Below are 23,649 nucleotides of genomic sequence, written 5' to 3'. Positions count from 1 at the left end.
ATGTCAGGGTGACCGCTCCGCTGACTCCGCCTCCGCCGCCGCATCAACAGCCCTCGCACAACGCCTGGCAGGCTCCGCCTGTCGGTGGCGTCGCGGGGCCGGCCGCGTATGAAGCCGCGTATGAACAGGACGGCCCCGGGATGAAGACCGAAGTGCGGGAGGCCGCCGTGATCACGGTGGCGGTGGCGGTCATGGGAGCGCTGCTCGGGGTGCTGTGGTGGTGGCTGGCGCCGCATGTGCCGCTGATCGCCGACGACACCGCGGTCTATCTGAAGGACACCGAGGGCGAGCAGGCGATCGGGGTCGACGGAACGTTCACTCTGCTTGCGCTGGGCTTCGGTGCGGTGAGTGCGCTGGGCGTCTTTCTGTGGCGGCGGCGTGGGGGTGTGCCGCTGGTGATCGCGCTCGCGGTGGGAGGTCTGCTCGGGTCGCTGCTCGCCTGGCGGATCGGGATCTGGCTCGGGCCCACGCAGAACGTGATCGCGCATGCCAAGGCTGTGGGCAAGGGGGTTACCTTCTCCGCGCCGTTGAAGCTCGGGGCGAGGGGGGCGCTGCTGGCGTGGTCCGTGGCGGGGCTGGTGGTCCACCTCGGCCTCACGGCCCTGTTCGGGCCGCGTGACCCCGATCCGTACCAGAGCCCGTACGTGGCGCCTGCGCCCCCTGCGCCTCCGGTGGGTTAGGCCCAGGTCCGGTGGGGGCGCGCAAGCGTTTTTCGCCCCCGCCGCCCCTACCCTCCCCGTCCCTGGGGGCTCCGCCTCCAGACCCCCGTTTCGGCCTGAACGGCCTCGTCCTCAAACTCCCCCACTCTCGGCTTCTCCCCCACTCTCGACTTCGCTCGAGCGGGGGGACCCCCATGAGCGGGGGCCCCCACGACGGGCTGAAGAACTCAAGCCGGACGGCGTCCATGGTTCGAGCGGCCCTTCTTGATGCGCCACTTGCGCTTTCGCGTTTTCTTCGACATGTCCCTCGTACTTAACCGAGGACGGGGCGTACGTCGAGGGGTCACGCACGGGCGACGGGCGCGGAGACGGCGTCCGTGAGCTTCGCCAAGTCGTCGGGGGCGAGTTCCACCTCCAGGCCCCGGCGGCCGGCCGAGACGCAGATCGTGGCGTGGGCCGCGGCCGACGCGTCCAGGACCGTACGGAGCTTCTTGCGCTGGCCCAGCGGGGAGATGCCGCCGCGGACGTAGCCCGTGGTGCGCTCGGCCGCTGCCGGGTCCGCCATGGCCGCTCGCTTGCCGCCCACCGCCGTGGCCAGGGCCTTGAGGTCCAGGGAGCCCGCGACCGGGACGACCGCGACGACGAGGGAGCCGTCCACGTCGGCCACCAGGGTCTTGAAGACCCGGTCCGGCGACACGCCCATCGCCTCGGCGGCCTCGTCCCCGTAGGAGGGATGCGCGGGGTCGTGCTCGTACGCGTGGAGGGTGAAGTCCACGCCCGCGGCCGCCAGGGCCACCGTCGCGGGAGTGCCGCCCGCCTGCTTCTTCGCCTTCTTCGCCAAGGTGCCGATGCCTTACATCAGTTGAGACTCGTCGGGCCGCGCGTCAGGTCCGACGCCGGCAACGACGGCAGATTACGGATGATCGCGGTCTCCGCGCGCAGGAGTTTCAGCTCCGCGCGCAGGCGCGAGGCGGTGTCAGGGGCTTGCAGCAGCTGCTGCTTCGCCGGGATGTCCAGCATCACGGCGGCCGCGACGAGGTAGGAGACCACCGAGGGCTCGTCGGGGAGATCGGCGCCGGTGGAGAGGGAGCGTTCACGGGCGCCCGCGAGCCTCTTCTGGTACTGCCGGAAGGCGCGCAGGACGCCCTCGGCGAGCGCACCGGCCTCCTCGCCCGGCTCCTCGGGCAGCTCCTCCAGCTCGGCCGTCAGGAACGCGCCCGAGGCGTCCACGGACACCAGCCGCACGCGCGTCGTCCCGGTCGCCAGCATCTCGAAGCTGCCGTCGGCGCGCTCCCGGATGGTCGCCGCGTCCGCGATGCAGCCCACCTCGTGGAACGCCTTGGCCGGGTCGTCGCCGAAGCCGGCGGCGGGCCCGCGCTCGGGCACGGCGGTCTGGTCCGGCATGCCGGGCGCGGTGGGCGCGACCTCGTGGCCGTCGCGGATGGCGACGACGGCGAACCGGCGCGGTTCGTCCTCGGGGGTCTTCAGCAGCTCGCGCATCATGGCGCGATAGCGCTCCTCGAAGATGTTCAGAGGAAGCACGAGCCCCGGGAACAACACCGAGTTCAGGGGGAAGAGCGGGAGCCGCACGGTGGTCACGACGGGAAAGCCTAATGGTCGCCGGGGCGGGCACGTCCGTCGTGCCCACTTCGTGGATGCGGGGAAGGGCTCTGCGGGCGCAGGGCGAGGCCCGCGGCGACCTCCAGACGGACGCCGTCACGCAGCTCCAGGAACTGGCCGAGCGGGTCGTCCGACACCCGGTCCCAGGGGAACGACGTGGCGTACGGGCCGATCAGCCGGAGCTGCTCCAGGGCGTCCGTCCAGCGCTCCAGCCTGACCAGGACGTAGGTCAGGAGGTTGCGGACCTCCGCGGGCCACGGGTCGGCGGCGGCGTACGTCGCGGAGACCGCGATCGCGAGGTCGGCCGCGGCGTCGAGGCGCTCGCGCGGCACCGCCGCCGCGCCGCCCTCGGCCAGATACGTGAAGGCCGCGCGCACCGGCAGCGCCTGCACCAGGGAGCTCGGCAGCGCGTCCTGCGCCGCCCGCTCGGCGAAGTCGAAGCACTCGTGGTGCGAGCACATGGCGGTCCGGGGAGCGTCCCCCCGGAAGGCGCAGCAGGCGGCCGACAGGTACTGCAGGGCGGCCACGTGGCAGCCGTAGTGGTGCGGTGAGCGCCGTACGGCCTCGCCCCACAGCTTCTCGAACTCGGCGTGCCCGACGTCGGTGCCCCGGGCGTGGTCGAGCGCGATCCGCCACGGCACCGGATCGCGCGGGTCGCCCTCGGCGGCGGCGCTGATCAGCGGGCCGACCTGGCGCAGCAGCTCGGCGCGGGCGGGCGACTCCCAGCAGCGGCCCACCGCCAGCTCGGCCTGGACCAGCAGCGCGTCCGGGTCGTGCGGGCATGCGCTCAGCCAGTCCCGGAGCCACTCGTCGCGGGAGCGGGCGAAGAGCGCGAGGCGCATCACGTACCGGTCGCGGTTCTCCCACTCGGCGGCCTCGCGCGTGGTGGCGAGCAGCTTGGCCGCCGGGTCGTACTCGCCGCGGCCCGCCGCGACGAGCGCGGGGCCGAGCTGCTCGTCCGGCGCGTCGAGGAGTACCTCGTCGTCGGCGGGCAGTCCGTCGGCGAGGCGCGAGGTGTTCCTGATCATCCGGGCCGTACGGATGAGGGCGCGCAGCAGTGCCATGGTGAGGACCATTGAAAGCCGCAGGTCGGAGCTGTGCCAGGGGTGCGCGGTGACGCTTTCGTAACCGTCGATTGGTTGTATGTCCGACGGTCAAGGACCGGTAAAAGGTGAGTGTTGTTCAACTGTTCGAGGCCTGTGGGAGGCCTGTAGGTCAGCTGCGCCGCAGCAGTCGTGTCGCCCCCGCCGCCACCGCCGTCGCCAGGATCCAGCCGAGGATGATCACCGCCGCGGCCAGCCACTGCCAGCCGCCGCGCAGCTGCCAGAAGCCGACCTGGCCGAGGTCGATCACCGGCAGCAGCAGGTCCAGGGCGAACAGCGAGGCGTTCCACGGCGGATGCTCGCCGCCGTTGATCGGCGGGTGGCCGGCGTGCGAGAAGGCGATCGACGCCGCCGCCCACAGCACCGCCATCCACAGGGCGGCCCGTCCGGGCCGGTACCCGTAGGCGACCGTCCAGTCCTGCGCGTACCCCCACAGCTTGGCCGCGAGCGGCAGGGTCTCGCGGCGGCGGCGCTGCTTGGCGAGCAGCACCTCGCGCGCGTCCTCGTCCTCGCCCGAGTTGCGCAGCACGGTGGCCAGCCGCTCGTACGGCTCCGGGTTGTACTCGGGGGTCGCCGCGGCCACCCACTCCAGCCGCCGGGTCAGCGGGAAAGCTCCCTGCGGCACGAGGCTCTCGTAGCCGAAGCCGCCCATGTGGAGACTGCCGGGCCCCGGCCAGCTGTCCGCCCGGTCGATCAGATTGACCACCCGCGCGCCCGACAGCACGACCTTGCCGCGCGCGGGGCGCTCCCCGAGGAAGCGCAGCTCCGGCGTCTGGACCCGGCGCAGCGACAGCTCCTGGTCGTCGTCGAAGGTGAAGCGGGCCCGCTCGAAGTCGACCGCGTCCCCGAACCGCCCGTCGTCGAGCCGGATCCCGCCCTCGCACTCGAACCGCTGCACCAGCGTGCCGTGCGCCGGGGTGGTGCCGCTGGTCAGCAGCGGATTGCCGAGGCCCGCGGGGGTCAGGTACAGCGTGCGGTTGACGGTGAGCTGGGGGGCGTTCAGGGCCAGGCGCGTGTACGGGTTGGTCAGCTTGCTGCCGCGCAGGCTGAGCGAGACGCCGACGGTGGCGCCGCGCAGGCTCAGTTCACCGTGCGACTCCAGCATCTCGGCCTGGAGGTCCTGTCCGACGGTCATGCCGTCGCCGGTGAGCGAGCGCCCGCGCCGGTCGCGGTAGACCACGGCCTGGTTGAGCAGCAGGTCCGTGCCGATGTGCGCGTCGGTGAGGCGTACGCCGTTGTGGAAGCGGCAGCGCGGCAGATGCAGGTCGCCCTCGGTGTGCACCCGGGCCGCCTCGAGCCGCGGCACCGAGCAGTTGACCAGACGTGCGGTCGTGAACCGGGCCTCCGGCAGCAGGATCTCCTTCTCGAACCGGCAGCCCTTCAGCTCGACGTACGGCGTGACGGTGCCGCCCGCGAGATCGAGCACGTCGGTGATCTGCACGCCGGTCAGCTTCAGGGAAGCGACGCGGCCCTGGAGCGCGGGAGGCCCGTCGAGCAGCAGCCACGCCACGATCCGGGCCCGGACGCTGCGGTCGGTTCCCCAGGGGTGGCCGCCGTGCGGATCGTCCACGGTCGCGTCCCCGCTCCGCAGGTCGTACACGCTGCCGTTGCGGAAGGCCTGCCACATCCCGGCCTCGGCGGCGGTCAGATCGTCCGGCAGGTCCCCGGTGCGGATGCCGGCACCCTCGGTCACGGCACTTCCCTTCCTCCCCAGCTACTCGCGGGTTTCGTACAACCGTCCAATGCCCGCTGTGTGACGGCCCGAACGCTACTGGTGACGAGGATCTTCCGGGGAACCGAAGGTGGCTTGTATCCGCCACCGACCGGAACCGACCCGGGCGTTGTATCAGCCATTGATACAGGCGTCCGGCGTCTTATCGCCGTCTGAGAGAATTGAGCACGTGATCTCCCGAATCGATCTGCGCGGCGACGCCCTCCCTGAGGGCTCCGCCCTGCGCGACCTGCTGCCCCGAGCCGACTTCGATGTTCAGGCCGCCCTGGAGAAGGTGCGTCCGATCTGCGAGGCCGTGCATCATCGCGGCGACGCGGCGCTGATCGACTACGCGGAGAAGTTCGACGGGGTCCAGCTGGAGTCCGTACGGGTCCCGGCCCAGGCGCTCACCGACGCCCTGGAGCAGCTCGACCCGGCCGTGCGCGCGGCCCTGGAGGAGTCCATCCGCCGCGCCCGCCTGGTCCACCGCGAGCAGCGCCGTACGACGCACACCACCCAGGTCGTGCCCGGCGGCTCGGTCACCGAGAAGTGGGTGCCGGTCGAGCGCGTCGGTCTGTACGCGCCGGGCGGACGCTCCGTCTACCCGTCCTCCGTGATCATGAACGTGGTCCCGGCCCAGGAAGCCGGGGTCGGGTCCATTGCGCTTGCTTCCCCGGCCCAGGCCGAGTTCGGCGGGCTGCCGCACCCGACGATCCTCGCCGCCTGCGCCCTGCTCGGCATCGACGAGGTCTACGCGGCCGGCGGTGCGACGGCCGTCGCGATGTTCGCGTACGGCACCGAGTCCTGCCCGCCCGCCAACATGGTCACCGGTCCCGGAAACATCTGGGTCGCGGCCGCCAAGCGGTACTTCGCGGGCAAGATCGGCATCGACGCCGAGGCCGGTCCCACCGAGATCGCGATCCTCGCGGACGAGACCGCCGACCCGGCGCACGTCGCCTCCGACCTGATCAGCCAGGCCGAGCACGACCCGCTGGCCGCCGCCGTCCTCGTCACGGACTCGGTGGCGCTGGCCGACGCGGTCGAGAAGGAGCTGGAGCCCCAGGTCGCCGCCAGCAAGCACATCGACGACCGGATCACTCCCGCCCTCAGCGGCAGGCAGTCCGCGATCGTGCTGGTCGACGGCGTCGACGAGGGCCTGCGGGTGGTCGACGCGTACGGCGCCGAGCACCTGGAGATCCAGACGGCCGAGGCCGCTCAGGTCGCCGACCGGGTGAAGAACGCGGGCGCGATCTTCGTCGGCCCCTGGGCGCCCGTCTCCCTCGGTGACTACTGCGCGGGCTCCAACCACGTGCTGCCGACCGGCGGTTGCGCCTGCCACTCCTCTGGACTGAGTGTCCAGTCGTTCCTGCGCGGCATCCACATCGTGGACTACACGCGCGATGCCCTCGCCGAGGTGGCGCACCACGTGGTGACGCTCGCGGAGGCGGAGGACCTGCCCGCGCACGGCGCGGCGATCAAGGCCCGGTTCGGTTGGAAGGTGCCCGAGAGCAAGTGACTGGTATCGATGATCTCCCCGTACGGGACGAGCTGCGCGGCAAGTCCCCCTACGGCGCGCCCCAGTTGGACGTCCCCGTACGCCTGAACACCAACGAGAACCCGTACCCGCTGCCCGAGCCGCTCGTCGAGCGGATCGCCGAGCGGGTGCGCGAGGCCGCCCGCGACCTCAACCGCTACCCCGACCGGGACGCGGTGGAGCTGCGCACCGAGCTCGCCAAGTACCTGACGAAGACCGGCGGGCACCGGGTCGGCCTCGAGAACGTCTGGGCGGCGAACGGCTCCAACGAGGTCATCCAGCAGCTGCTGCAGACCTTCGGCGGACCCGGCCGTACGGCGATCGGCTTCGAGCCGTCGTACTCGATGCACGCGCTCATCGCGCGCGGCACGGGCACGGGCTGGATCTCCGGTCCGCGCAACGAGGACTTCACGATCGACCTCGCCGCCGCCGAGCAGGCCATCGCCGAGAACCGGCCGGACGTCGTCTTCATCACGACCCCCAACAACCCCACGGGCAACGCGGTGCCGCCCGAGACGGTCCTCGCGCTGTACGAGGCCGCACAGGCGGCGAAGCCGTCGATGGTGATCGTGGACGAGGCGTACATCGAGTTCAGCCACGGCGACTCGCTGCTGCCGCTGATCGAAGATCGGCCGAATCTCGTCGTTTCGCGGACGATGTCGAAGGCCTTCGGGGCGGCGGGCCTGCGCCTCGGCTATCTCGCCGCGCACCCGGCGGTCGTCGACGCGGTCCAGCTCGTACGGCTGCCGTACCACCTGTCGGCCATCACGCAGGCCACGGCGCTGGCCGCTCTGGAGCACACCGACACACTGCTGGGGTACGTGGAGCAGCTGAAGGCCGAGCGGGACCGGCTGGTCGCCGAGCTGCGCGCGATCGGCTTCGACGTGACCCAGTCGGACGCCAACTTCGTGCAGTTCGGCCGGTTCGCCGATGCGCAGGAGGCCTGGCAGAAGATCCTCGACCAGGGAGTCCTGGTGCGGAACAACGGCGTACCGGGATGGCTGCGGGTCAGCGCCGGAACCCCCGAAGAGAACGACGCGTTCCTCGATGCGGCACGCACGCTTCTCAAAGAACCCGCCAAGAAAGACCACGAACAGGAGCAGAACGCATGAGCCGCGTCGGCCGCGTTGAGCGCACCACCAAAGAGACCTCGGTGCTCGTCGAGATCAACCTCGACGGTACCGGCAAGGTCGATGTGTCGACAGGCGTCGGCTTCTACGACCACATGCTCGACCAGCTCGGCCGGCACGGTCTGTTCGACCTGACCGTGAAGACCGAGGGCGACCTGCACATCGACTCGCACCACACCATCGAGGACACAGCCCTCGCGCTGGGCGCCGCCTTCAAGCAGGCGCTCGGCGACAAGGTGGGGATTTATCGATTCGGGAACTGCACGGTTCCGCTGGACGAGTCGCTCGCCCAGGTGACCGTCGACCTGTCGGGCCGCCCCTACCTCGTGCACACCGAGCCCGAGAAGATGGCGCCGATGATCGGCGAGTACGACACGACGATGACCCGGCACATCCTGGAGTCCTTCGTCGCCCAGGCCCAGATCGCGCTGCACGTGCACGTGCCCTACGGGCGCAACGCGCACCACATCGTGGAGTGCCAGTTCAAGGCGCTGGCCCGCGCGCTCCGCTACGCCTCCGAGCGCGACCCGCGCGCGGCCGGCATCCTCCCCTCCACGAAGGGCGCGCTGTGACCGGCCTGTCTAGCATCCTGATCGTCGTCGGACTCTTCCTCCTCGGCGGCATCTACTCCTTCGTCAAGCAGGAGATGCCCAAGAGCCTCATCGTGCTGCTCTCCATCGGAGCCGCGATGTGTCTCGTCGCGGGCGTCATGAGGCTGGAGGTGTGGAATTGAGCACCCCTAAGAAGGTCGTGGTGTTCGACTACGGCTTCGGGAACGTGCGGTCTGCCGAGCGTGCTCTCGCGCGCGTGGGGGCCGACGTCGAGATAACGCGCGACTTCGACACGGCCATGAACGCGGACGGGCTGCTGGTGCCCGGCGTCGGCGCCTTCGCCGCCTGCATGAAGGGCCTGAAGGAGGCGCGCGGCGACTGGATCGTCGGCCGTCGCCTGTCCGGTGGCCGCCCGGTGATGGGCATCTGCGTCGGTATGCAGATCCTCTTCGCGCGCGGCATCGAGCACGACGTGGAGACCGAGGGCCTCGACGAGTGGCCCGGCACGGTCGAGCCGCTGCAGGCCGACATCGTGCCCCACATGGGCTGGAACACGGTCGAGGCGCCCGCGGGCTCGCGGCTCTTCGCGGGGCTCGACGCCGACGCGCGCTACTACTTCGTCCACTCCTACGCCGTCCACGACTGGTCCCTGGAGGTCGGGAACCCGGCGCTGCGCGCCCCCCTGGTGACCTGGTCCACGCACGGCAAGCCCTTCGTGGCGGCCGTCGAGAACGGCCCCCTGTGGGCCACCCAGTTCCACCCCGAGAAGTCCGGCGACGCCGGAGCCCAGCTCCTCACCAACTGGATCGGAACACTGTGAGCAAGCTCGAACTCCTCCCCGCCGTCGACGTCCGCGACGGCCAAGCCGTCCGCCTCGTGCACGGCGAGTCCGGTACGGAGACCTCGTACGGCTCGCCGCTGGAAGCCGCCCTCGCCTGGCAGCGGTCCGGTGCCGAGTGGCTGCACCTCGTCGACCTGGACGCCGCGTTCGGCACCGGCGACAACCGTGCGCTGATCTCCGAGGTCACCAAGGCGATGGACATCAAGGTGGAGCTGTCCGGCGGCATCCGCGACGACGACACGCTCGCCGCGGCCCTCGCCACTGGCTGCACCCGGGTGAACCTCGGCACCGCCGCTCTGGAGACCCCGGACTGGGTCGCCAAGGTCATCGCCGAGCACGGCGACAAGATCGCGGTCGGCCTCGACGTACGCGGTACGACCCTCCGGGGCCGCGGCTGGACCCGTGACGGCGGCGACCTCTACGAGACGCTGGAGCGCCTCAACTCCGAGGGCTGCGCCCGGTATGTGGTCACCGACATCGCCAAGGACGGCACCCTCCAGGGGCCGAACCTGGAGCTGCTGCGCAATGTGTGCGCGGCGACCGACCGCCCGGTGGTCGCTTCGGGCGGGGTCTCCTCCCTGGACGATCTGCGGGCGATCGCCGAGCTCGTACCCCTCGGTGTCGAGGGCTCGATCGTCGGGAAGGCCCTGTACGCGAAGGCGTTCACCCTGGAAGAGGCCCTGGAGGCTACATCTTGAAAACGGGCACAGTGTCATGACCGATGCCGTACGGCGTGTGCAGAGCGGAAGTCCCTGGGAAGAGTCCTTCGGTTACGCACGCGCCGTCGCGGCCGGCGACCGCGTCCTGGTGGCGGGCACGACGTCCTTCAAGGGCAGCGTGCTGTACGGGGAGGGCGACCCGTACGAGCAGGCGATGGTGGCCTTCGCCAGTGCGATCGAGGCGATCGGCGAGTTCGGGCTCGGTATCGAGTCGGTGCTCCGGACCCGCATGTACCTGACCCACTTGCGTGACGTCGACGAGGTGGGCCGGGCCCACAAGGAGCTGTTCGACTCCGTGCGCCCGGCCTCGACCCTGCTGGTCGTGGACGGCTTCGTCGATCCGCGCATCCTGGTCGAAGTGGAACTAGAAGCATTCAGAGGAGCCGTGGATTCATGACCCTGGCGGTCCGAGTCATCCCCTGCCTGGACGTGGACAACGGCCGGGTCGTCAAGGGCGTCAACTTCCAGAACCTGCGCGACGCGGGCGACCCCGTCGAGATGGCCAAGGTGTACGACGCCGAGGGCGCCGACGAGCTGACGTTCCTGGACATCACGGCGTCCTCCGGCAACCGCGAGACCACCTACGACGTGGTGCGCCGCACCGCCGAGCAGGTCTTCATCCCGCTGACCGTCGGCGGCGGCGTACGCACCGCCGAGGACGTCGACAAGCTGCTGCGGGCGGGAGCGGACAAGGTCGGGGTCAACACGGCCGCGATCGCCCGGCCCGATCTCATCCGTGAGATCGCGGAGCGGTTCGGGCGGCAGGTGCTGGTGCTGTCGGTGGACGCGCGCAGGACGGAGAGCGGGTCCTTCGAGGTGACGACCCACGGCGGCCGCAAGGGCAGCGGCATCGACGCCGTCGAGTGGGCGCACCGGGCCGCCGAGCTGGGCGCGGGGGAGATCCTGCTCAACTCGATGGACGCGGACGGCACGAAGGACGGGTACGACATCGAGATGATCGAGGCCGTACGCAAGCACGTCACCGTCCCGCTCATCGCGAGCGGCGGCGCGGGGCGGCTCGCCGACTTCCCGCCCGCCATCGCCGCGGGCGCCGACGCCGTACTCGCCGCGTCCGTCTTCCACTTCGGGGATCTGCGGATCGGCGAGGTGAAGGAGACGTTGCGGGCGGCGGGGCACCCGGTGCGCTGAGGTTCCGCGTCAGGCCTCTGAGCCCCGGTCACTGGGTGGCCGGGGCTCAATTGTGAGCAGATGTGAAAGAGAAGTTGCGCAATTTTAGTTGCGCAACTTCTCTTTCGCATCTAGGGTCTGGAGTCATGGCCGAGAAGGAGAAGCGCAGCATCACGGATCTGGGCACGCTCAAGGCACTCGCCCACCCGCTGCGGATGAAGCTGTACCGGGCGCTGTTCGTGACCGAGGCGGCGACCGCCTCGCAGCTCGGTGAGCTGGTCGACGAGGCCCCCTCGCTGGTCAGTTACCACCTGCGCAAGCTCGCCGAAAACGGGCTGATCGAGGAGAGCGAGCCGCGTAGCGAGGACGGGCGGGAGCGCTGGTGGCAGCCCGCCTCCGAGGGCGTGAGCATCCGCGACAAGGACTTCCGGGACGCGCCGGAGAAGGTGGCGGCACACCTGGCGGCCTCCCGGCTCTTCCAGGAGCAGCGCAGCGAGCTCTACCGCACCTACCTCGACGAACGCGCCCACTGGGGCGCCGAGTGGAACGAGGCCGCCCTCGGCTCCGAGGCCCTGCTGCGGCTGACGGCCTCCGAACTGGCCGACCTGAAGAAGGACATGCACGACCTGCTCAAGAAGTACGACGAGGAAGGGCGCGCCCGCGAGGCCGCCGGCGAGACCGAAGGGCGCGAAAACGTCGCGCTGCACGTGTACGGCTTCCCGTTCCGCCCCTGAGAGGACGCGCTCCGTGACCACGACTGTCATACCCCCGGCGCCGGTCGCCACCGGGAAGCCCGCCCACCGCGACGGCAACGTCCTGCGCTGGCTCGGCGCCTACACCTCGTCGATGATCGGCGACAACGTCTACTACATCGCGTTGTCCTGGGCGGCCGTCCAGGCCGGCACGCCCTCGCAGGCCGGCCTCGTCATGACCGCGAGCGCCGTGCCGCGTGCCCTGCTGATGCTGGGCGGGGGCGTGGTCGCCGACCGGTTCGGGCCGCGCAAGGTCGTCATCGGCAGCGACGCCGTGCGCTGCGTGGCCGTCCTCGCGGTGGCCGCGCTGCTGTTCGCGGCCAGCCCCGGGCTGTGGCTGCTGGCCCTGCTCGCCATCGTCTTCGGCACCGTCGACGCCGTCTTCATGCCCGCCGTGGGCGCCCTCCCGGCCCGCGTCACCGGCCGCGACCAGCTCGCCCGCGTGCAGGGCATGCGCGGCCTCGCGATCCGTTTCGCCAACGTGGCGGGCGCACCGCTCGGCGGCCTCGGCGTCGCCCTCGGCGGCGCGGCCACGGCGTTCGGGCTCGCCGGGATGCTGATCGCCGTGTCGGTGCCACTGCTGATCTCCGTACGGATATCGGATCTGCCGGTGGGTGAGGGGCGCGGCGCGGACGGTCTGGACGGTCTGGACGGCGTGGACGGCATGGGCCAACTGGGCGGGACGGGGGCTGCGGTCGACGCGGGTGGTGTGGGCGGTGCGGCCGACACGGGCGGTGCGGGCTCGGTGGTCGGTGTGGATGCTGTGGGTGGTGGCGACGCGGGCGGCGCGGTGGGTGCGGGCCCGGCGGTCGGCGTGGACGCTGAGAGAGTCGGGGGCGGCGAGGGGCCTGCGGGTGTCGCGGCCGACAGTGGCAGTGGGGGTTCGGCGCCCGGCGTGAAGGGTGCAGGCGGTGGGGGTTCGGCGCCCGGTGCGGACGTCGCCGGGGTCGCGGGTCGTAAGGGGCCGGCCGGAGGCGCGCAGGCCCGGTCGGGTGCGGCGCCTGCCTGGCGGGATCTCCGGGACGGTCTGCGCTACATCCGGCGTCACCGCGTCCTCGCTCCGCTGATCGCCGCCATCGCGCTCGGCGACCTCGGCTTCGTCGGGCCGCTGAACGTGGGACTGACCCTGCTGGCCGACCAGCGCGGATGGGGCGCGTCCGGCATGGGTCTGGTGCTCGCCGGGTTCGGGACCGGCGCGGGAGCCGCCGCGCTGCTGCTGACCGTGCGGGGGCGTCTGCCGCACGCCGGGCACCTGGCCGCGACGGCGATCCTGGCGGGCTCCGTCGCGATCGGCGCGCTCGCCTACGTACCCAGTGTTGCCGCGGCCGTCGGTGTCGCCCTGCTCATCGGGCTGCTCGCGGGGCTCAGCGGCGCCCTGTGCGGGGCGCTGCTGCAGACCCAGGCGGACCCCGCCTACCTGGGCCGGGTCAGCGCCGTCTCCGGCATCGTCAGCCTCGGGCTCGCCCCGCTCAGCATGCCGCTGACCGCCGCCGCGATCGGCTGGTGGGGCACCGGCCCCGTCTTCGTCACCAGCGCCACGGTCTGCGGCCTCGGCGGAGTCCTCGCACTGAGCGTCCGCGACCTGCGCCGCGCCGAACTGCCGAAGTAGCGGTCAGAAGCAACGGCCAGAAGCAACGGTCAGAGGCGGCGGTCAGAGCCCGAGCTGCTGCGCCCCATGGAGCTTCGCGATCGCGTCCTCGTCGCCGTCCAGCTCGACCCGCGCCGAGCTCTGCCGCCCGAACGCGAACATCAGGAGCTCCGAGGGCGCGCCGGTCACCGTCACGACCGGCGTGCCCTTGTGCATGACCACCGTCTGGCCGTCCGGGCGGCGCAGCACCACCCCGGTCGGGGCGCCGCGGCCCATCAGCCGGGCCGTGCGCTCCAGACGCGACCACAGGGCGTCCTGGAAGACCGTGTCCAGCTCGCGCGGCGTCCAGTCGGGCTGCGCACGCCGTACGTCCTCGGTGTGGACGTAGAACTCGACCGTGTTCGACGCCTCGTCGATCTGCTTCAGCGAGAAGGGCGAGAAGCGCGGCGGTCCCGTACGGATCAGCTGGATCAGCTCCTCGTACGGCTTCTCGGCGAACTCGGCCTGCACCCGCTCCAGGCGGGGCGCGAGCTGTTTGATCACGATCCCGCCCGCGGCGTCCGCGCGGCGCTCGCGCACCACCACGTGCGCGGCGAGATCACGGGTGTTCCAGCCCTCGCACAGGGTGGGGGCGTCCGGTCCCTCGGTCTCCAGCAGATCGGCGAGGAGGAGTCGTTCACGCTTCGCATGGGTCGACATGTCAGCCAGCCTACGACCGCCCCGCCGCTCCGCCCACCCGTCTCCCGGCCACCACCCCTCACCGAGGCGCTGCGCGCCGCCCCTTTCATTCAGTGGACACCGGGCCGCACTGCGCGCCCGCCCCGCCCGCCCCGCGCGCCCCGCCCGCCCCGCGCGCCCCGCGCGCCCCGCGCGCCGTTCGCGCGGTCCGACCGGTGGACGTCCGCCTGGACTGTCAGAGCGGCGCGGCACAATGGTCGGTATGACCAGCACGCCTCCGCCCAGCAGGCCCAGCAGCCTGGATCCCGAGATCGCCGCGCGCCTCAAGCGCAGCGCCGACGGGCTCGTCCCCGCCATCGCCCAGCAGTACGACACCGGTGAGGTGCTGATGCTCGGCTGGATGGACGACGAGGCGCTGCATCGCACGCTCACCACGGGCCGCTGCACGTACTGGTCGCGCAGCCGCCAGGAGTACTGGGTCAAGGGTGATACTTCAGGACATGTCCAGCATGTGAAGTCCGTGGCTCTCGACTGCGACGCCGACACCGTCCTCGTGCGCGTCGACCAGGTCGGCGCCGCCTGCCACACCGGCGCCCGCACCTGCTTCGACGCCGACGTCCTGCTGAAGGACCCCGTGGTCGACCCGAAGGACTCCTTGGCCGACCCGAAGGACCCCCTGGCCGACCCGAGGAACACCGCGGCGGACGTACCGTCGACAGGACAGTAGGGTCAGCCGCCATGGACCTTGAGACGTTCCGCAAGCTGGCCACCGACCGCCGTGTGATCCCCGTCAGCCGCAAGCTCCTCGCGGACGGCGACACGCCGGTCGCGCTGTACCGCAAGCTCGCCGCCGAGCGCCCCGGCACCTTCCTCCTGGAATCCGCCGAGAACGGCCGTTCCTGGTCCCGCTACTCCTTCGTGGGCGTGCGCTCGGCCGCGACCCTCACCGAGCGCGACGGGCAGGCGCACTGGCTCGGCACGCCGCCCGTCGGCGTCCCGGTCGACGGCGATCCGCTCGCCGCCCTGCGCGCCACCATCGAGGCGCTGCACACCCCGCACGGCGAGGACCTGCCCCCGTTCACCGGCGGCATGGTCGGCTACCTGGGCTACGACATCGTGCGCCGCCTGGAGAAGATCGGCCCCGGCGACCGGGACGACCTGAAGCTGCCCGAGCTGACCATGCTGCTGACCAGCGACCTTGCGGTCATGGACCACTGGGACGGCTCGGTCCAGCTGATCGCCAACGCGATCAATCACAATGACCTCGACACGGGCGTCGACGAGGCCTACGCGGACGCGATCGCGCGCCTCGACGCCATGGAGGCCGACCTCTCGCGCGCGGTCTCGCAGCCCCCGGCCGCGCTCCCGCCCTCCGAGCTCCCCGAGTACACCGCGCTCTGGGGCGGCCCCGATTTCCAGGACGCCGTCGAGGACATCAAGGAGCGCATCCGGGCCGGCGAGGCCTTCCAGGTCGTACCCTCCCAGCGCTTCGAAACGCCGTGCACGGCCAGCGCGTTGGACGTGTACAGGGTCCTGCGGGCGACCAACCCGTCGCCGTACATGTACCTCTTCCGCTTCGACGGGTTCGACGTCGTCGGCTCGTCCCCCGAGGCCCTGGTCAAGGTCGAGGACGGGCAGGCGATGGTGCACCCCATCGCGGGCACCCGGCCGCGCGGTGCCACGGTCCAGGAGGACCAGGCCCTCGCCGACGAGCTGATCGCCGACCCCAAGGAGCGCGCCGAGCACCTGATGCTCGTCGACCTGGGGCGCAACGACCTCGGACGGGTCTGCGAACCGGGCTCGGTCGAGGTCGTCGACTTCATGTCCATCGAGCGGTACTCGCACGTGATGCACATCGTCTCGACGGTGACCGGGCGGGTCGCGGGAGGTCGTACGGCCTTCGACGTCCTCACCGCCTGCTTCCCCGCGGGCACCCTCTCCGGCGCGCCCAAGCCGCGCGCGATGCAGATCATCGACGAACTCGAGCCGTCCAGGCGGGGGTTGTACGGCGGCTGTGTGGGCTACCTGGACTTCGCGGGCGACTCCGACACCGCCATCGCCATCCGTACGGCGCTGCTGCGGGACGGCACGGCGTACGTCCAGGCGGGCGCCGGCATCGTCGCCGACTCGGACCCCGTGGCGGAGGACAACGAGTGCCGCAACAAGGCCGCCGCGGTGCTGCGCGCGGTCCACACGGCCAACCGGCTGGGGCAGTAGTCCGGCAGCAACCCGGGCAGCAACCCGGGCAGTAATCCGGGCAATAGGACGAGGCTCACGTGAACCCCGGGTGACGGTTCGCCCGGGGTTCAGGCGATAGTGGACTACGTGACTGCTGTACCTCACCCCCGATCCGAAGCCGCCGGACCCGCCCGGTCCGGCCGCCGCAGCCTCGGCGTCGCCCTGCTCAGCGGCGCGCTCGGCGCGGCCGTGGCGCTGCTCTCCACCCGGCAGAGCTGGTCGGAGGGCACCGCGACGGTGGCCGGCGGTGCCTTCCCGCTGACCGCCAAGGGCAGCGACGTCACGGGTGTGCCCGCGGCGCTCGCCATAGTGGGCCTCGCCGCGCTCGTCGCCGTCTTCGCCGTCCGCCGCTCCGGGCGCTTCCTGGTCTCCGCGCTGCTCACGCTCTCCGGCGCGGGCACGGTCGTCGCGGCCGTGCTCGGCGCGAGCGACAGCGCGGCGCTCGACGAGAAGGCCGCGGCGGCCTCCGGCGACACCGCGGCCACCGCGGACGCGCTCACCCACACCGTCTGGCCGTACGTCGCCGCCGCGGGCGGCGCGCTCATCCTCCTCGCGGGGCTGCTCGCGCTGCGCTACGGGCGCCTGTGGCCCGCCATGTCGGGCCGCTACGAGCGCGACGGGACGCCCCGGCCGCGCAAGGCCAAGCCGGTCGACCCGGACCGGCCCGAGGACATCTGGAAGGCGCTCGACCGGGGCGAGGACCCGACGGGACCGGACCCCGCCGGGACCTAGGACCTGCATCGGCCGGGGTGACCGGGTCTTCCGGCCCGGGCCCTTGGTCGTGACTTGCCGTATTCGACGCACGAGCGGCCACCCCCCGCTCACGACGGGCGCGCGAGTACGTGACAATGGACGGTGAACGTCCCACTCACACACGCAAACAGCAACGAGGAGCAAGTCATGGCGGGCAGCAGCCACGGTCACACCCCGGCCGCCTGGACCGGTGTCATCATCGCCTTCATCGGTTTCTGCGTCGCGGGTGCCTTCATGGTGATGGCCGACCCGCTGGGCTTCTGGGCCGGAATGGTCATCGTCGGCCTCGGCGGTGTCGTCGGCATGGCCATGCGGGCGGCGGGCCTGGGCCAGCCGAAGGCCTCGCACGCGCAGCCGGTGCGCCCGGTGCGCGAGGCCGTGGGCGCCGACGCCTGACCCCGTAGAGCTTCGTGAGAGGCGGCCCCGGCACTCGTGCCGGGGCCGCCTCTCACGTGTGCGCGGCGGGCGCCCGGCGTGGGGGAGAGGCAGAATGCGTGGGGTGAACGCAGAGACCCAGAGGGTGACGCACCCGGCCGGGAGCGCCGTCGTGCTGCGGCGGCTCGTCGTCCCCGGCGGGGTGCTCGCGGCCGTCGCCGGCGCCTTCGCGTACGTCGGGGCCGTCGACCCCAACCAGCCCGGCCACTACCCCGTCTGCCCGCTGCTGCGGTTCACGGGCGTGTACTGCCCCGGCTGCGGCGGCCTGCGCAGCGCGCACGCCGTCATGCACGGGGACTTCGCGGCAGCCCTCACGGACAACGCGCTCGCCGTCGTGGGGTATCTGGTCTTCGCCGTGGTGTGGACCGTCTGGGTGGTCCGGTCGGCGCGCGGACGCCCGATGCGGATCGATCTGGGGCCCGTGCACCTGTGGAGCGCCGGCGCGTTGCTGCTGGTTTTCACGGTTGTCCGGAACCTGCCGTTCGGCGGCTGGCTGCACCCTTGATCGATTGGCAAAGGTCCAGGTAGTGGGACCGGCGTCAACCGGATGTGAGGTCTACGCCTTCCTCCGGATACCATCGGAGTGACCCGTCTGAACCGTCCGAGACGGTGAACCCGGGTCGGTTGCTCAACGCTTCAACCGTCCACCGCAGGGAAGGGGGCCGCTCGCGTGAGTGTGCTCGACGAGATCATCGACGGAGTCCGGGCCGACCTCGCGGAGCGGCAGGCGCGCGTCAGCCTCGACGAGCTCAAGGAGCGCGCGGCGAAGGCTCCGGCGGCCAAGGACGGCGTGGCGGCCCTGCGCGGTGACGGCGTCAAGGTCATCTGCGAGGTCAAGCGTTCCAGCCCGTCCAAGGGCGCGCTGGCCGCGATCGCCGACCCGGCCGGGCTCGCCGCGGACTACGAGGCGGGCGGCGCGGCCGTCATCTCGGTCCTCACCGAGCAGCGCCGCTTCGGCGGCTCGCTCGCGGACCTGGAGGCCGTCCGTGCCCGCGTGGACATCCCGGTCCTGCGCAAGGACTTCATCGTCACGTCGTACCAGCTGTGGGAGGCCCGCGCGTACGGCGCCGACCTCGCGCTGCTGATCGTGGCCGCCCTCGACCAGGCAGCCCTGGAGTCCCTCATCGAGCGTGCCGAGTCCATCGGACTCACCCCGATCGTCGAGGTGCACGACGAGGACGAGGTCGAGCGGGCGGTGGACGCGGGCGCCAAGATCATCGGCGTCAACGCGCGCGACCTGAAGACCCTCAAGGTCGACCGCACCACCTTCGAGCGCCTGGCCCCCGAGATCCCGGCCGGCATCGTCAAGGTCGCCGAGTCCGGTGTCCGCGGGCCGCACGACCTGATCGCGTACGCCAACGCCGGCGCCGACGCGGTCCTGGTGGGCGAGTCGCTCGTCACCGGCCGCGACCCGAAGACCGCCGTCTCCGACCTGGTCGCGGCGGGGGCCCACCCCGCGCTGCGCCACGGACGGAGCTGACACCCCCGGTGCACGCCGCGACCGACGTCCTCGCCGTTCCCCGTCCGGGCCCGCGCCCCGACGGCGGTCCGGCGTGCGTACGTGCGGCCGCTGCCGCCGGGGCGCGCAACCCCTACGCCCGCCTCGCCCGCGGCTGCCGTCCGCGCGGCTGCCGGGCGCCCGCACGGCGTGTGCACGGGCGCCGCGTCCGGTACGTCATCGGGGACGAGCCGGGCCAGGTGAACGGGATGCGATGGCGCGGCAGCCGCGTCCGCACGCGCGCGCTGTCCCCGGCGCCCTCCCCTCTTCGGGTGGGCTGAGCCGGGTCCGGCACCGCCCGTCCACGCCGGGCAACTCGGGCTCCGACCGTTCCGCGACGGATCGTTCCGGCCGGTCAGGAACCGTCGGTACACGCCCTCAGGGTTCTCGCCGTTACGACGGGATCATGGCCCTGACCTGCCGCTTTCCCGGCAGGCGGGGAGAGCGACCGGCTCTGTGCCTCCAGCGCGTCATGTGCGTACGTGGATAACGTGACCCCTGTCCGCGACCTGTAACCGGGGCTGTCGCCCCTGCGAGGTAACCGCATGCCCAGCGAGTTCTTCATTCCCGACCCGGAGGGTCAAGTCCCCAGCGCCGAGGGCTACTTCGGCGCGTTCGGCGGCAAGTTCATCCCGGAGGCGCTGGTCGCCGCCGTGGACGAGGTCGCCGTCGAGTACGACAAGGCGAAGGCGGATCCCGAGTTCGCGCGTGAACTCGACGACCTGCTCGTCCACTACACCGGGCGGCCGAGCGCCCTCACCGAGGTCCCGCGGTTCGCCGAACACGCCGGTGGCGCACGGGTGTTCCTCAAGCGCGAGGACCTGAACCACACCGGGTCCCACAAGATCAACAACGTCCTCGGGCAGGCCCTGCTCACCAAGAGGATGGGCAAGACGCGCGTCATCGCCGAGACCGGCGCGGGACAGCACGGCGTCGCGACCGCGACCGCCTGCGCGCTCTTCGGGCTCGAGTGCACCATCTACATGGGCGAGATCGACACCCAGCGCCAGGCCCTCAACGTCGCCCGGATGCGCATGCTCGGCGCCGAGGTCATCGCCGTGAAGTCCGGCAGCCGGACGCTCAAGGACGCCATCAACGAGGCCTTCCGGGACTGGGTCGCCAACGTCGAGCACACCCACTACCTGTTCGGGACGGTGGCCGGTCCGCACCCCTTCCCGGCCATGGTGCGCGACTTCCACCGGGTCATCGGTGTGGAGGCGCGACGGCAGATCCTGGAGCGTGCGGGGCGGCTGCCCGACGCGGCCGTCGCCTGCGTCGGCGGCGGGTCCAACGCCATCGGGCTCTTCCACGCCTTCATCCCGGACGCGGACGTACGCCTCATCGGCTGCGAGCCCGCCGGGCACGGCGTCGAGACCGGTGAGCACGCGGCCACGCTGACGGCCGGTGAGCCCGGCATCCTGCACGGCTCGCGGTCGTACGTCCTCCAGGACGAGGAGGGCCAGATCACCGAGCCCTACTCGATCTCGGCCGGACTCGACTACCCGGGCATCGGTCCTGAGCACTCCTACCTCAAGGACAGCGGCCGCGCCGAGTACCGTGCGGTCACCGACGACGCGGCCATGCAGGCCCTGCGCCTGCTCTCCCGCACCGAGGGCATCATCCCGGCGATCGAGAGCGCGCACGCGCTGGCCGGGGCCCTGGAGGTCGGCAAGGAGCTGGGCAAGGACGGGCTGATCATCGTCAACCTGTCGGGCCGCGGCGACAAGGACATGGACACGGCCGCCCGGTACTTCGGCCTGTACGACACCGAAGCCGACGCCGTCGTCGAGGCGGACGCCGCCGGCGACACCGCCGAGATCGAGGGGGACGTCAAGTGAGCGGCAACATCCAGCTGTTGAGCGACACCCTCGCCGGCGCCAAGGCCGAGGGGCGGTCCGCCCTCATCGCGTACCTGCCCGCCGGGTTCCCGACCGTCGACGGCGGCATCGAGGCGATCAAGGCCGCCTTCGACGGCGGCGCCGACATCGTCGAGGTGGGGCTGCCGCACAGCGACCCCGTCCTCGACGGGCCCGTCATCCAGACCGCCGACGACATCGCCCTGCGGGGCGGCGTGAAGATCGCGGACGTCATGCGGACGGTGCGTGAGGCGTTCGAGGCCACCGGCAAGCCCGTACTCGTGATGACGTACTGGAATCCGATCGACCGCTACGGCGTCGAGCGCTTCACCGCCGAGCTCGCGGAAGCGGGCGGGGCCGGGTGCATCCTGCCCGACCTCCCCGTCCAGGAGTCGGCGCTGTGGCGGGAGCACGCCGAGAAGCACGGTCTCGCGACCGTCTTCGTCGTCGCGCCCAGCAGCAAGGACGCCCGGCTCGCCGAGATCACCGCGGCGGGCTCCGGCTTCGTGTACGCGGCCTCGCTGATGGGTGTCACCGGCACCCGGGCGTCGGTGGGCGCGCAGGCGCAGGATCTGGTGGGGCGCACCAAGGCCACCACCGAGCTGCCCGTCTGCGTCGGTCTCGGCGTCTCGAACGCCGAGCAGGCCGCCGAGGTGGCAGGCTTCGCCGACGGAGTGATCGTCGGGTCGGCGTTCGTGAAGCGGATGCTGGACGCGACGGACGAGCAGGCGGGCCTGGAGGCCGTCCGCGAGCTGGCGGGCGACCTGGCGAAGGGCGTACGCCGCACGGCGTAACGAAACGGGCCATTCAGTTATGTAACGGACAATCCGCTCACTCGAACGGGTGGACCTGGGACCGGGGAGGCGCGCTGCGCCTCCCCGGTTCGTTCTGCCGGATGTGAGCGAGAAGAACCGTGACGGAAAGCGCACCGCCCGCGAGCGGCTGGCAGTCGAGCGAGAGAAGCAGAAGGCCGGGGAGAGGCGCCGCCGGGCGCTGATCGTGGGGGCGTCGGTCGTCTGCGTCCTCGCCCTGGCCGCGGTGGTCGGCGTCCTGGCCGCCAACTCCGGCAAGGAAAAGAAGAGCGACACATCGGGCCCGGTCGTATCGCCCTCGGGAGCGATCGGCAAGGACAGCCTCGCGATCCCCGTCGGCAAGGACGGCGCCAAGTCGACCCTCACGGTGTGGGAGGACTTCCGCTGCCCCGCCTGCCAGGCCTTCGAGACGGCGTACCGCCCGACGATCCACGAACTGGTCGACTCCGGCCAGCTGAGGGTCGAGTACCACCTCGTCACGCTCATCGACGGGAACCTGGGCGGCAGCGGCTCCCGCAAGGCCGCCAACGCCGCGGCCTGCGCCCAGGACGCCGGAAAGTTCCCCGCGTACCACGACGTGCTGTACGAGAACCAACCCAAGGAGACCGACGACGCCTTCGCGAACGACAGCAAGCTCATCGAGCTCGCGGGCAAGGTCGACGGACTGGACACGGCCGCCTTCCGGACCTGTGTCATCGACGGCAGGCACAGCAGCTGGGTGGTGAAGTCGAACGACGCCTTCCGCAGCGGCGGTTTCACCGGCACGCCGACCGTGCTGCTCGGCGGCAAGAACATCTACGCGGACCAGACGATGACCCCGGCCAAGCTGAAGCAGATGGTGGAGGCGGCGAACAAGGGCTGAGTCCTGGACGGCCCGTGTGACCCCGGCCCGGCGCGGACCCCGGGGTCACACCCCGTTATGGACCCGTTGCCGGGCTGCTTGCCGTGGTTCCCGCCCGGCACGGTAGCGTCGACCTTGCCATGGAACTTGCCTACATTCCCAGCCCGTCGCGCGGTGTGCTGCACCTCGGCCCCATTCCGCTCCGCGGCTACGCGTTCTGCATCATCATCGGCGTCTTCGTAGCCGTCTGGCTCGGCAACAAGCGCTGGATCGCCCGGGGAGGGCGGGCCGGCACGGTGGCCGACATCGCGGTCTGGGCCGTCCCCTTCGGCCTCGTCGGCGGCCGGCTCTACCACGTGATCACGGACTACGAGCTGTACTTCAGCGAGGGCCGTGACTGGGTGGACGCCTTCAAGGTATGGGAGGGCGGACTCGGTATCTGGGGCGCGATCGCGCTCGGCGCGGTCGGCGCGTGGATCGGCTGCCGCCGCCGCGGCATCCCGCTGCCCGCCTGGGCCGACGCCCTCGCTCCCGGCATCGCCTTCGCGCAGGCCATCGGGCGCTGGGGCAACTGGTTCAACCAGGAGCTCTACGGGCGCGAGACGCACGTTCCCTGGGCGCTGCACATCACGTCCTCGACGGACGGCCGCGTGCCGGGTTACTACCACCCGACGTTCCTGTACGAGTCCTTGTGGTGCGTCGGCGTCGGCTTCCTCGTCATCTGGGCCGACCGCCGCTTCAAGCTCGGCCACGGTCGTGCCTTCGCGCTGTACGTCGCCGCGTACTGTGTCGGCCGCGGCTGGATCGAGTACATGCGCGTCGACGACGCCCACCACATCCTGGGCCTGCGCCTCAACGACTGGACCGCGATGGTGGTCTTCCTCCTCGCGGTGATCTACATCGTCCTCTCCGCCAGGCTGCGGCCCGGTCGGGAGGAGATCGTGGAGCCGGGCGCTTCCAGCGAGGGTGACGGCGAGACCGAGGGTGACTCCGTCGACCTGGACAAGCCGGCGGACGCCGAGTCCACGGAGCCCGCCGAGTCCACGGAACCCGACGAGGCCACGGAACCCGACGAGGCCGAGTCGGCCGTAGAGTCCGCCGAGTCCACGGAGGACGAGGCCCAGTCGGCCAAGAAGAGCTGACGGTTTCCTGTACGTCGATGGGGGCGCCGCGTCTGGGACGCGGCGCCCCCATCGCGTGCG

27 protein-coding genes are annotated in these 23,649 nt (G+C 71.6%); 22 read left to right on the top strand and 5 right to left on the bottom strand.

Annotated elements, in window-relative coordinates:
- The first annotated feature begins 8 nt into the window (after positions 1 to 8).
- On the top strand, positions 9 to 680 hold the full coding sequence (locus ACZ4WS_RS30980; RefSeq protein WP_467985671.1) for an AAA family ATPase: 672 nt from the start codon (positions 9 to 11) through the stop codon (positions 678 to 680).
- Positions 681 to 1,002: 322 nt separating this feature from the next.
- On the opposite strand, the gene ybaK is transcribed toward ACZ4WS_RS30980, so the two are convergent.
- The 4 genes from ybaK to ACZ4WS_RS30960 form a co-directional block, all read right to left on the bottom strand.
- Positions 1,003 to 1,500, bottom strand: coding sequence for a Cys-tRNA(Pro) deacylase (gene ybaK, locus ACZ4WS_RS30975; protein WP_467985669.1), 498 nt, complete (start codon positions 1,498 to 1,500; stop codon positions 1,003 to 1,005).
- Between the two features lie 17 nt (positions 1,501 to 1,517).
- Entirely contained in the window at positions 1,518 to 2,258 is a 741-nt protein-coding gene (locus tag ACZ4WS_RS30970) for an LON peptidase substrate-binding domain-containing protein (RefSeq protein WP_467985667.1), read from the bottom strand.
- An 11-nt stretch (positions 2,259 to 2,269) separates the two neighbouring features.
- The gene (locus ACZ4WS_RS30965) at positions 2,270 to 3,355 is read right to left on the bottom strand and encodes a hypothetical protein (RefSeq protein ID WP_467985665.1); all 1,086 of its coding nucleotides are present in this window, start codon (positions 3,353 to 3,355) and stop codon (positions 2,270 to 2,272) included.
- Between the two features lie 139 nt (positions 3,356 to 3,494).
- Positions 3,495 to 5,075, bottom strand: a complete 1,581-nt coding sequence (locus ACZ4WS_RS30960) for an oxidoreductase (RefSeq protein ID WP_467985663.1) — start codon at positions 5,073 to 5,075, stop codon at positions 3,495 to 3,497.
- Positions 5,076 to 5,283: 208 nt separating this feature from the next.
- Here ACZ4WS_RS30960 and hisD point away from each other — a divergent pair, with 208 nt between their 5' ends.
- The 10 genes from hisD to ACZ4WS_RS30910 all read left to right on the top strand — a co-directional run bounded on the left by hisD (position 5,284) and on the right by ACZ4WS_RS30910 (position 13,357).
- Positions 5,284 to 6,609 (top strand): histidinol dehydrogenase, encoded by a 1,326-nt coding sequence (gene hisD, locus ACZ4WS_RS30955; RefSeq protein ID WP_467985661.1) that lies wholly within the window; start codon positions 5,284 to 5,286, stop codon positions 6,607 to 6,609.
- Positions 6,606 to 7,739, top strand: coding sequence for a histidinol-phosphate transaminase (locus ACZ4WS_RS30950; protein WP_467985659.1), 1,134 nt, complete (start codon positions 6,606 to 6,608; stop codon positions 7,737 to 7,739). The genes hisD and ACZ4WS_RS30950 overlap by 4 nt, the downstream gene beginning before the upstream one ends.
- Positions 7,736 to 8,329, top strand: a complete 594-nt coding sequence (hisB, locus tag ACZ4WS_RS30945) for an imidazoleglycerol-phosphate dehydratase HisB (protein ID WP_467985658.1) — start codon at positions 7,736 to 7,738, stop codon at positions 8,327 to 8,329. Before ACZ4WS_RS30950 ends, hisB begins: the two co-directional genes overlap by 4 nt.
- Positions 8,326 to 8,490 carry a hypothetical protein gene (locus tag ACZ4WS_RS30940; RefSeq protein WP_187285985.1) on the top strand — a complete coding sequence of 55 codons (165 nt, stop codon included), beginning with the start codon at positions 8,326 to 8,328 and terminating at the stop codon, positions 8,488 to 8,490. Before hisB ends, ACZ4WS_RS30940 begins: the two co-directional genes overlap by 4 nt.
- Positions 8,481 to 9,128, top strand: coding sequence for an imidazole glycerol phosphate synthase subunit HisH (gene hisH, locus ACZ4WS_RS30935; protein WP_467985656.1), 648 nt, complete (start codon positions 8,481 to 8,483; stop codon positions 9,126 to 9,128). Before ACZ4WS_RS30940 ends, hisH begins: the two co-directional genes overlap by 10 nt.
- Positions 9,125 to 9,847 (top strand): bifunctional 1-(5-phosphoribosyl)-5-((5-phosphoribosylamino)methylideneamino)imidazole-4-carboxamide isomerase/phosphoribosylanthranilate isomerase PriA, encoded by a 723-nt coding sequence (gene priA / locus ACZ4WS_RS30930; RefSeq protein WP_467985654.1) that lies wholly within the window; start codon positions 9,125 to 9,127, stop codon positions 9,845 to 9,847. The genes hisH and priA overlap by 4 nt, the downstream gene beginning before the upstream one ends.
- A gap of 16 nt (positions 9,848 to 9,863) precedes the next feature.
- On the top strand, positions 9,864 to 10,265 hold the full coding sequence (locus ACZ4WS_RS30925) for a RidA family protein (RefSeq protein WP_467985652.1): 402 nt from the start codon (positions 9,864 to 9,866) through the stop codon (positions 10,263 to 10,265).
- Positions 10,262 to 11,017: an imidazole glycerol phosphate synthase subunit HisF gene (gene hisF, locus ACZ4WS_RS30920; RefSeq protein WP_467985650.1), complete on the top strand. Its 756-nt coding sequence runs from the start codon at positions 10,262 to 10,264 to the stop codon at positions 11,015 to 11,017. Before ACZ4WS_RS30925 ends, hisF begins: the two co-directional genes overlap by 4 nt.
- Before the next feature lie 125 nt (positions 11,018 to 11,142).
- Entirely contained in the window at positions 11,143 to 11,730 is a 588-nt protein-coding gene (locus ACZ4WS_RS30915; RefSeq protein WP_467985648.1) for an ArsR/SmtB family transcription factor, read from the top strand.
- Positions 11,731 to 11,842: 112 nt separating this feature from the next.
- Entirely contained in the window at positions 11,843 to 13,357 is a 1,515-nt protein-coding gene (locus tag ACZ4WS_RS30910) for an MFS transporter (RefSeq protein ID WP_467985899.1), read from the top strand.
- A 42-nt stretch (positions 13,358 to 13,399) separates the two neighbouring features.
- On the opposite strand, the gene ACZ4WS_RS30905 is transcribed toward ACZ4WS_RS30910, so the two are convergent.
- Positions 13,400 to 14,035: a TIGR03085 family metal-binding protein gene (locus ACZ4WS_RS30905; RefSeq protein WP_467985646.1), complete on the bottom strand. Its 636-nt coding sequence runs from the start codon at positions 14,033 to 14,035 to the stop codon at positions 13,400 to 13,402.
- Between the two features lie 241 nt (positions 14,036 to 14,276).
- Here ACZ4WS_RS30905 and hisI point away from each other — a divergent pair, with 241 nt between their 5' ends.
- The 11 genes from hisI to lgt all read left to right on the top strand — a co-directional run bounded on the left by hisI (position 14,277) and on the right by lgt (position 23,589).
- Positions 14,277 to 14,741: a phosphoribosyl-AMP cyclohydrolase gene (hisI, locus tag ACZ4WS_RS30900; protein ID WP_467985644.1), complete on the top strand. Its 465-nt coding sequence runs from the start codon at positions 14,277 to 14,279 to the stop codon at positions 14,739 to 14,741.
- Positions 14,742 to 14,752: 11 nt separating this feature from the next.
- Positions 14,753 to 16,231, top strand: a complete 1,479-nt coding sequence (locus tag ACZ4WS_RS30895) for an anthranilate synthase component I (protein ID WP_467985642.1) — start codon at positions 14,753 to 14,755, stop codon at positions 16,229 to 16,231.
- Positions 16,232 to 16,330: 99 nt separating this feature from the next.
- Entirely contained in the window at positions 16,331 to 16,984 is a 654-nt protein-coding gene (locus ACZ4WS_RS30890; protein WP_467985640.1) for a TIGR02234 family membrane protein, read from the top strand.
- A 168-nt stretch (positions 16,985 to 17,152) separates the two neighbouring features.
- Positions 17,153 to 17,401, top strand: a complete 249-nt coding sequence (locus tag ACZ4WS_RS30885) for an HGxxPAAW family protein (protein ID WP_467985638.1) — start codon at positions 17,153 to 17,155, stop codon at positions 17,399 to 17,401.
- A 94-nt stretch (positions 17,402 to 17,495) separates the two neighbouring features.
- A complete protein-coding gene (locus ACZ4WS_RS30880) occupies positions 17,496 to 17,945 on the top strand; it encodes a DUF2752 domain-containing protein (protein ID WP_467985636.1) in 450 nt (149 codons plus the stop codon).
- A 165-nt stretch (positions 17,946 to 18,110) separates the two neighbouring features.
- Positions 18,111 to 18,920, top strand: a complete 810-nt coding sequence (gene trpC, locus ACZ4WS_RS30875) for an indole-3-glycerol phosphate synthase TrpC (protein ID WP_467985634.1) — start codon at positions 18,111 to 18,113, stop codon at positions 18,918 to 18,920.
- An 8-nt stretch (positions 18,921 to 18,928) separates the two neighbouring features.
- Complete coding sequence (trpM, locus tag ACZ4WS_RS30870) at positions 18,929 to 19,219, top strand: tryptophan biosynthesis modulator TrpM (RefSeq protein WP_467985632.1); 291 nt, start codon at positions 18,929 to 18,931, stop codon at positions 19,217 to 19,219.
- A 264-nt stretch (positions 19,220 to 19,483) separates the two neighbouring features.
- A complete protein-coding gene (trpB, locus tag ACZ4WS_RS30865; protein WP_467985630.1) occupies positions 19,484 to 20,776 on the top strand; it encodes a tryptophan synthase subunit beta in 1,293 nt (430 codons plus the stop codon).
- Positions 20,773 to 21,588, top strand: coding sequence for a tryptophan synthase subunit alpha (gene trpA, locus ACZ4WS_RS30860; protein WP_467985628.1), 816 nt, complete (start codon positions 20,773 to 20,775; stop codon positions 21,586 to 21,588). The genes trpB and trpA overlap by 4 nt, the downstream gene beginning before the upstream one ends.
- A gap of 103 nt (positions 21,589 to 21,691) precedes the next feature.
- Positions 21,692 to 22,468: a DsbA family protein gene (locus ACZ4WS_RS30855; protein ID WP_467985626.1), complete on the top strand. Its 777-nt coding sequence runs from the start codon at positions 21,692 to 21,694 to the stop codon at positions 22,466 to 22,468.
- A gap of 119 nt (positions 22,469 to 22,587) precedes the next feature.
- Complete coding sequence (gene lgt, locus ACZ4WS_RS30850) at positions 22,588 to 23,589, top strand: prolipoprotein diacylglyceryl transferase (protein WP_467985624.1); 1,002 nt, start codon at positions 22,588 to 22,590, stop codon at positions 23,587 to 23,589.
- Positions 23,590 to 23,649: the final 60 nt, after the last annotated feature.

It is taken from the genome of Streptomyces sp. NPDC029292 (assembly GCF_055569295.1).
This window is presented reverse-complemented; position numbering and strand designations above follow the sequence as displayed.

Coding starts and splice junctions, on each gene's coding strand:
- ACZ4WS_RS30965 (WP_467985665.1), bottom strand. CDS start 3,355: ATGGTCCTCACCATGGCACTGCTGCGCGCCCTCATCCGTACGGCCCGG.
- hisB (WP_467985658.1), top strand. CDS start 7,736: ATGAGCCGCGTCGGCCGCGTTGAGCGCACCACCAAAGAGACCTCGGTG.
- ACZ4WS_RS30925 (WP_467985652.1), top strand. CDS start 9,864: ATGACCGATGCCGTACGGCGTGTGCAGAGCGGAAGTCCCTGGGAAGAG.
- hisF (WP_467985650.1), top strand. CDS start 10,262: ATGACCCTGGCGGTCCGAGTCATCCCCTGCCTGGACGTGGACAACGGC.
- ACZ4WS_RS30915 (WP_467985648.1), top strand. CDS start 11,143: ATGGCCGAGAAGGAGAAGCGCAGCATCACGGATCTGGGCACGCTCAAG.
- ACZ4WS_RS30910 (WP_467985899.1), top strand. CDS start 11,843: ATGATCGGCGACAACGTCTACTACATCGCGTTGTCCTGGGCGGCCGTC.
- ACZ4WS_RS30905 (WP_467985646.1), bottom strand. CDS start 14,035: ATGTCGACCCATGCGAAGCGTGAACGACTCCTCCTCGCCGATCTGCTG.
- hisI (WP_467985644.1), top strand. CDS start 14,277: ATGACCAGCACGCCTCCGCCCAGCAGGCCCAGCAGCCTGGATCCCGAG.
- ACZ4WS_RS30895 (WP_467985642.1), top strand. CDS start 14,753: ATGGACCTTGAGACGTTCCGCAAGCTGGCCACCGACCGCCGTGTGATC.
- ACZ4WS_RS30885 (WP_467985638.1), top strand. CDS start 17,153: ATGGCGGGCAGCAGCCACGGTCACACCCCGGCCGCCTGGACCGGTGTC.
- ACZ4WS_RS30880 (WP_467985636.1), top strand. CDS start 17,496: ATGCGTGGGGTGAACGCAGAGACCCAGAGGGTGACGCACCCGGCCGGG.
- trpB (WP_467985630.1), top strand. CDS start 19,484: ATGCCCAGCGAGTTCTTCATTCCCGACCCGGAGGGTCAAGTCCCCAGC.
- lgt (WP_467985624.1), top strand. CDS start 22,588: ATGGAACTTGCCTACATTCCCAGCCCGTCGCGCGGTGTGCTGCACCTC.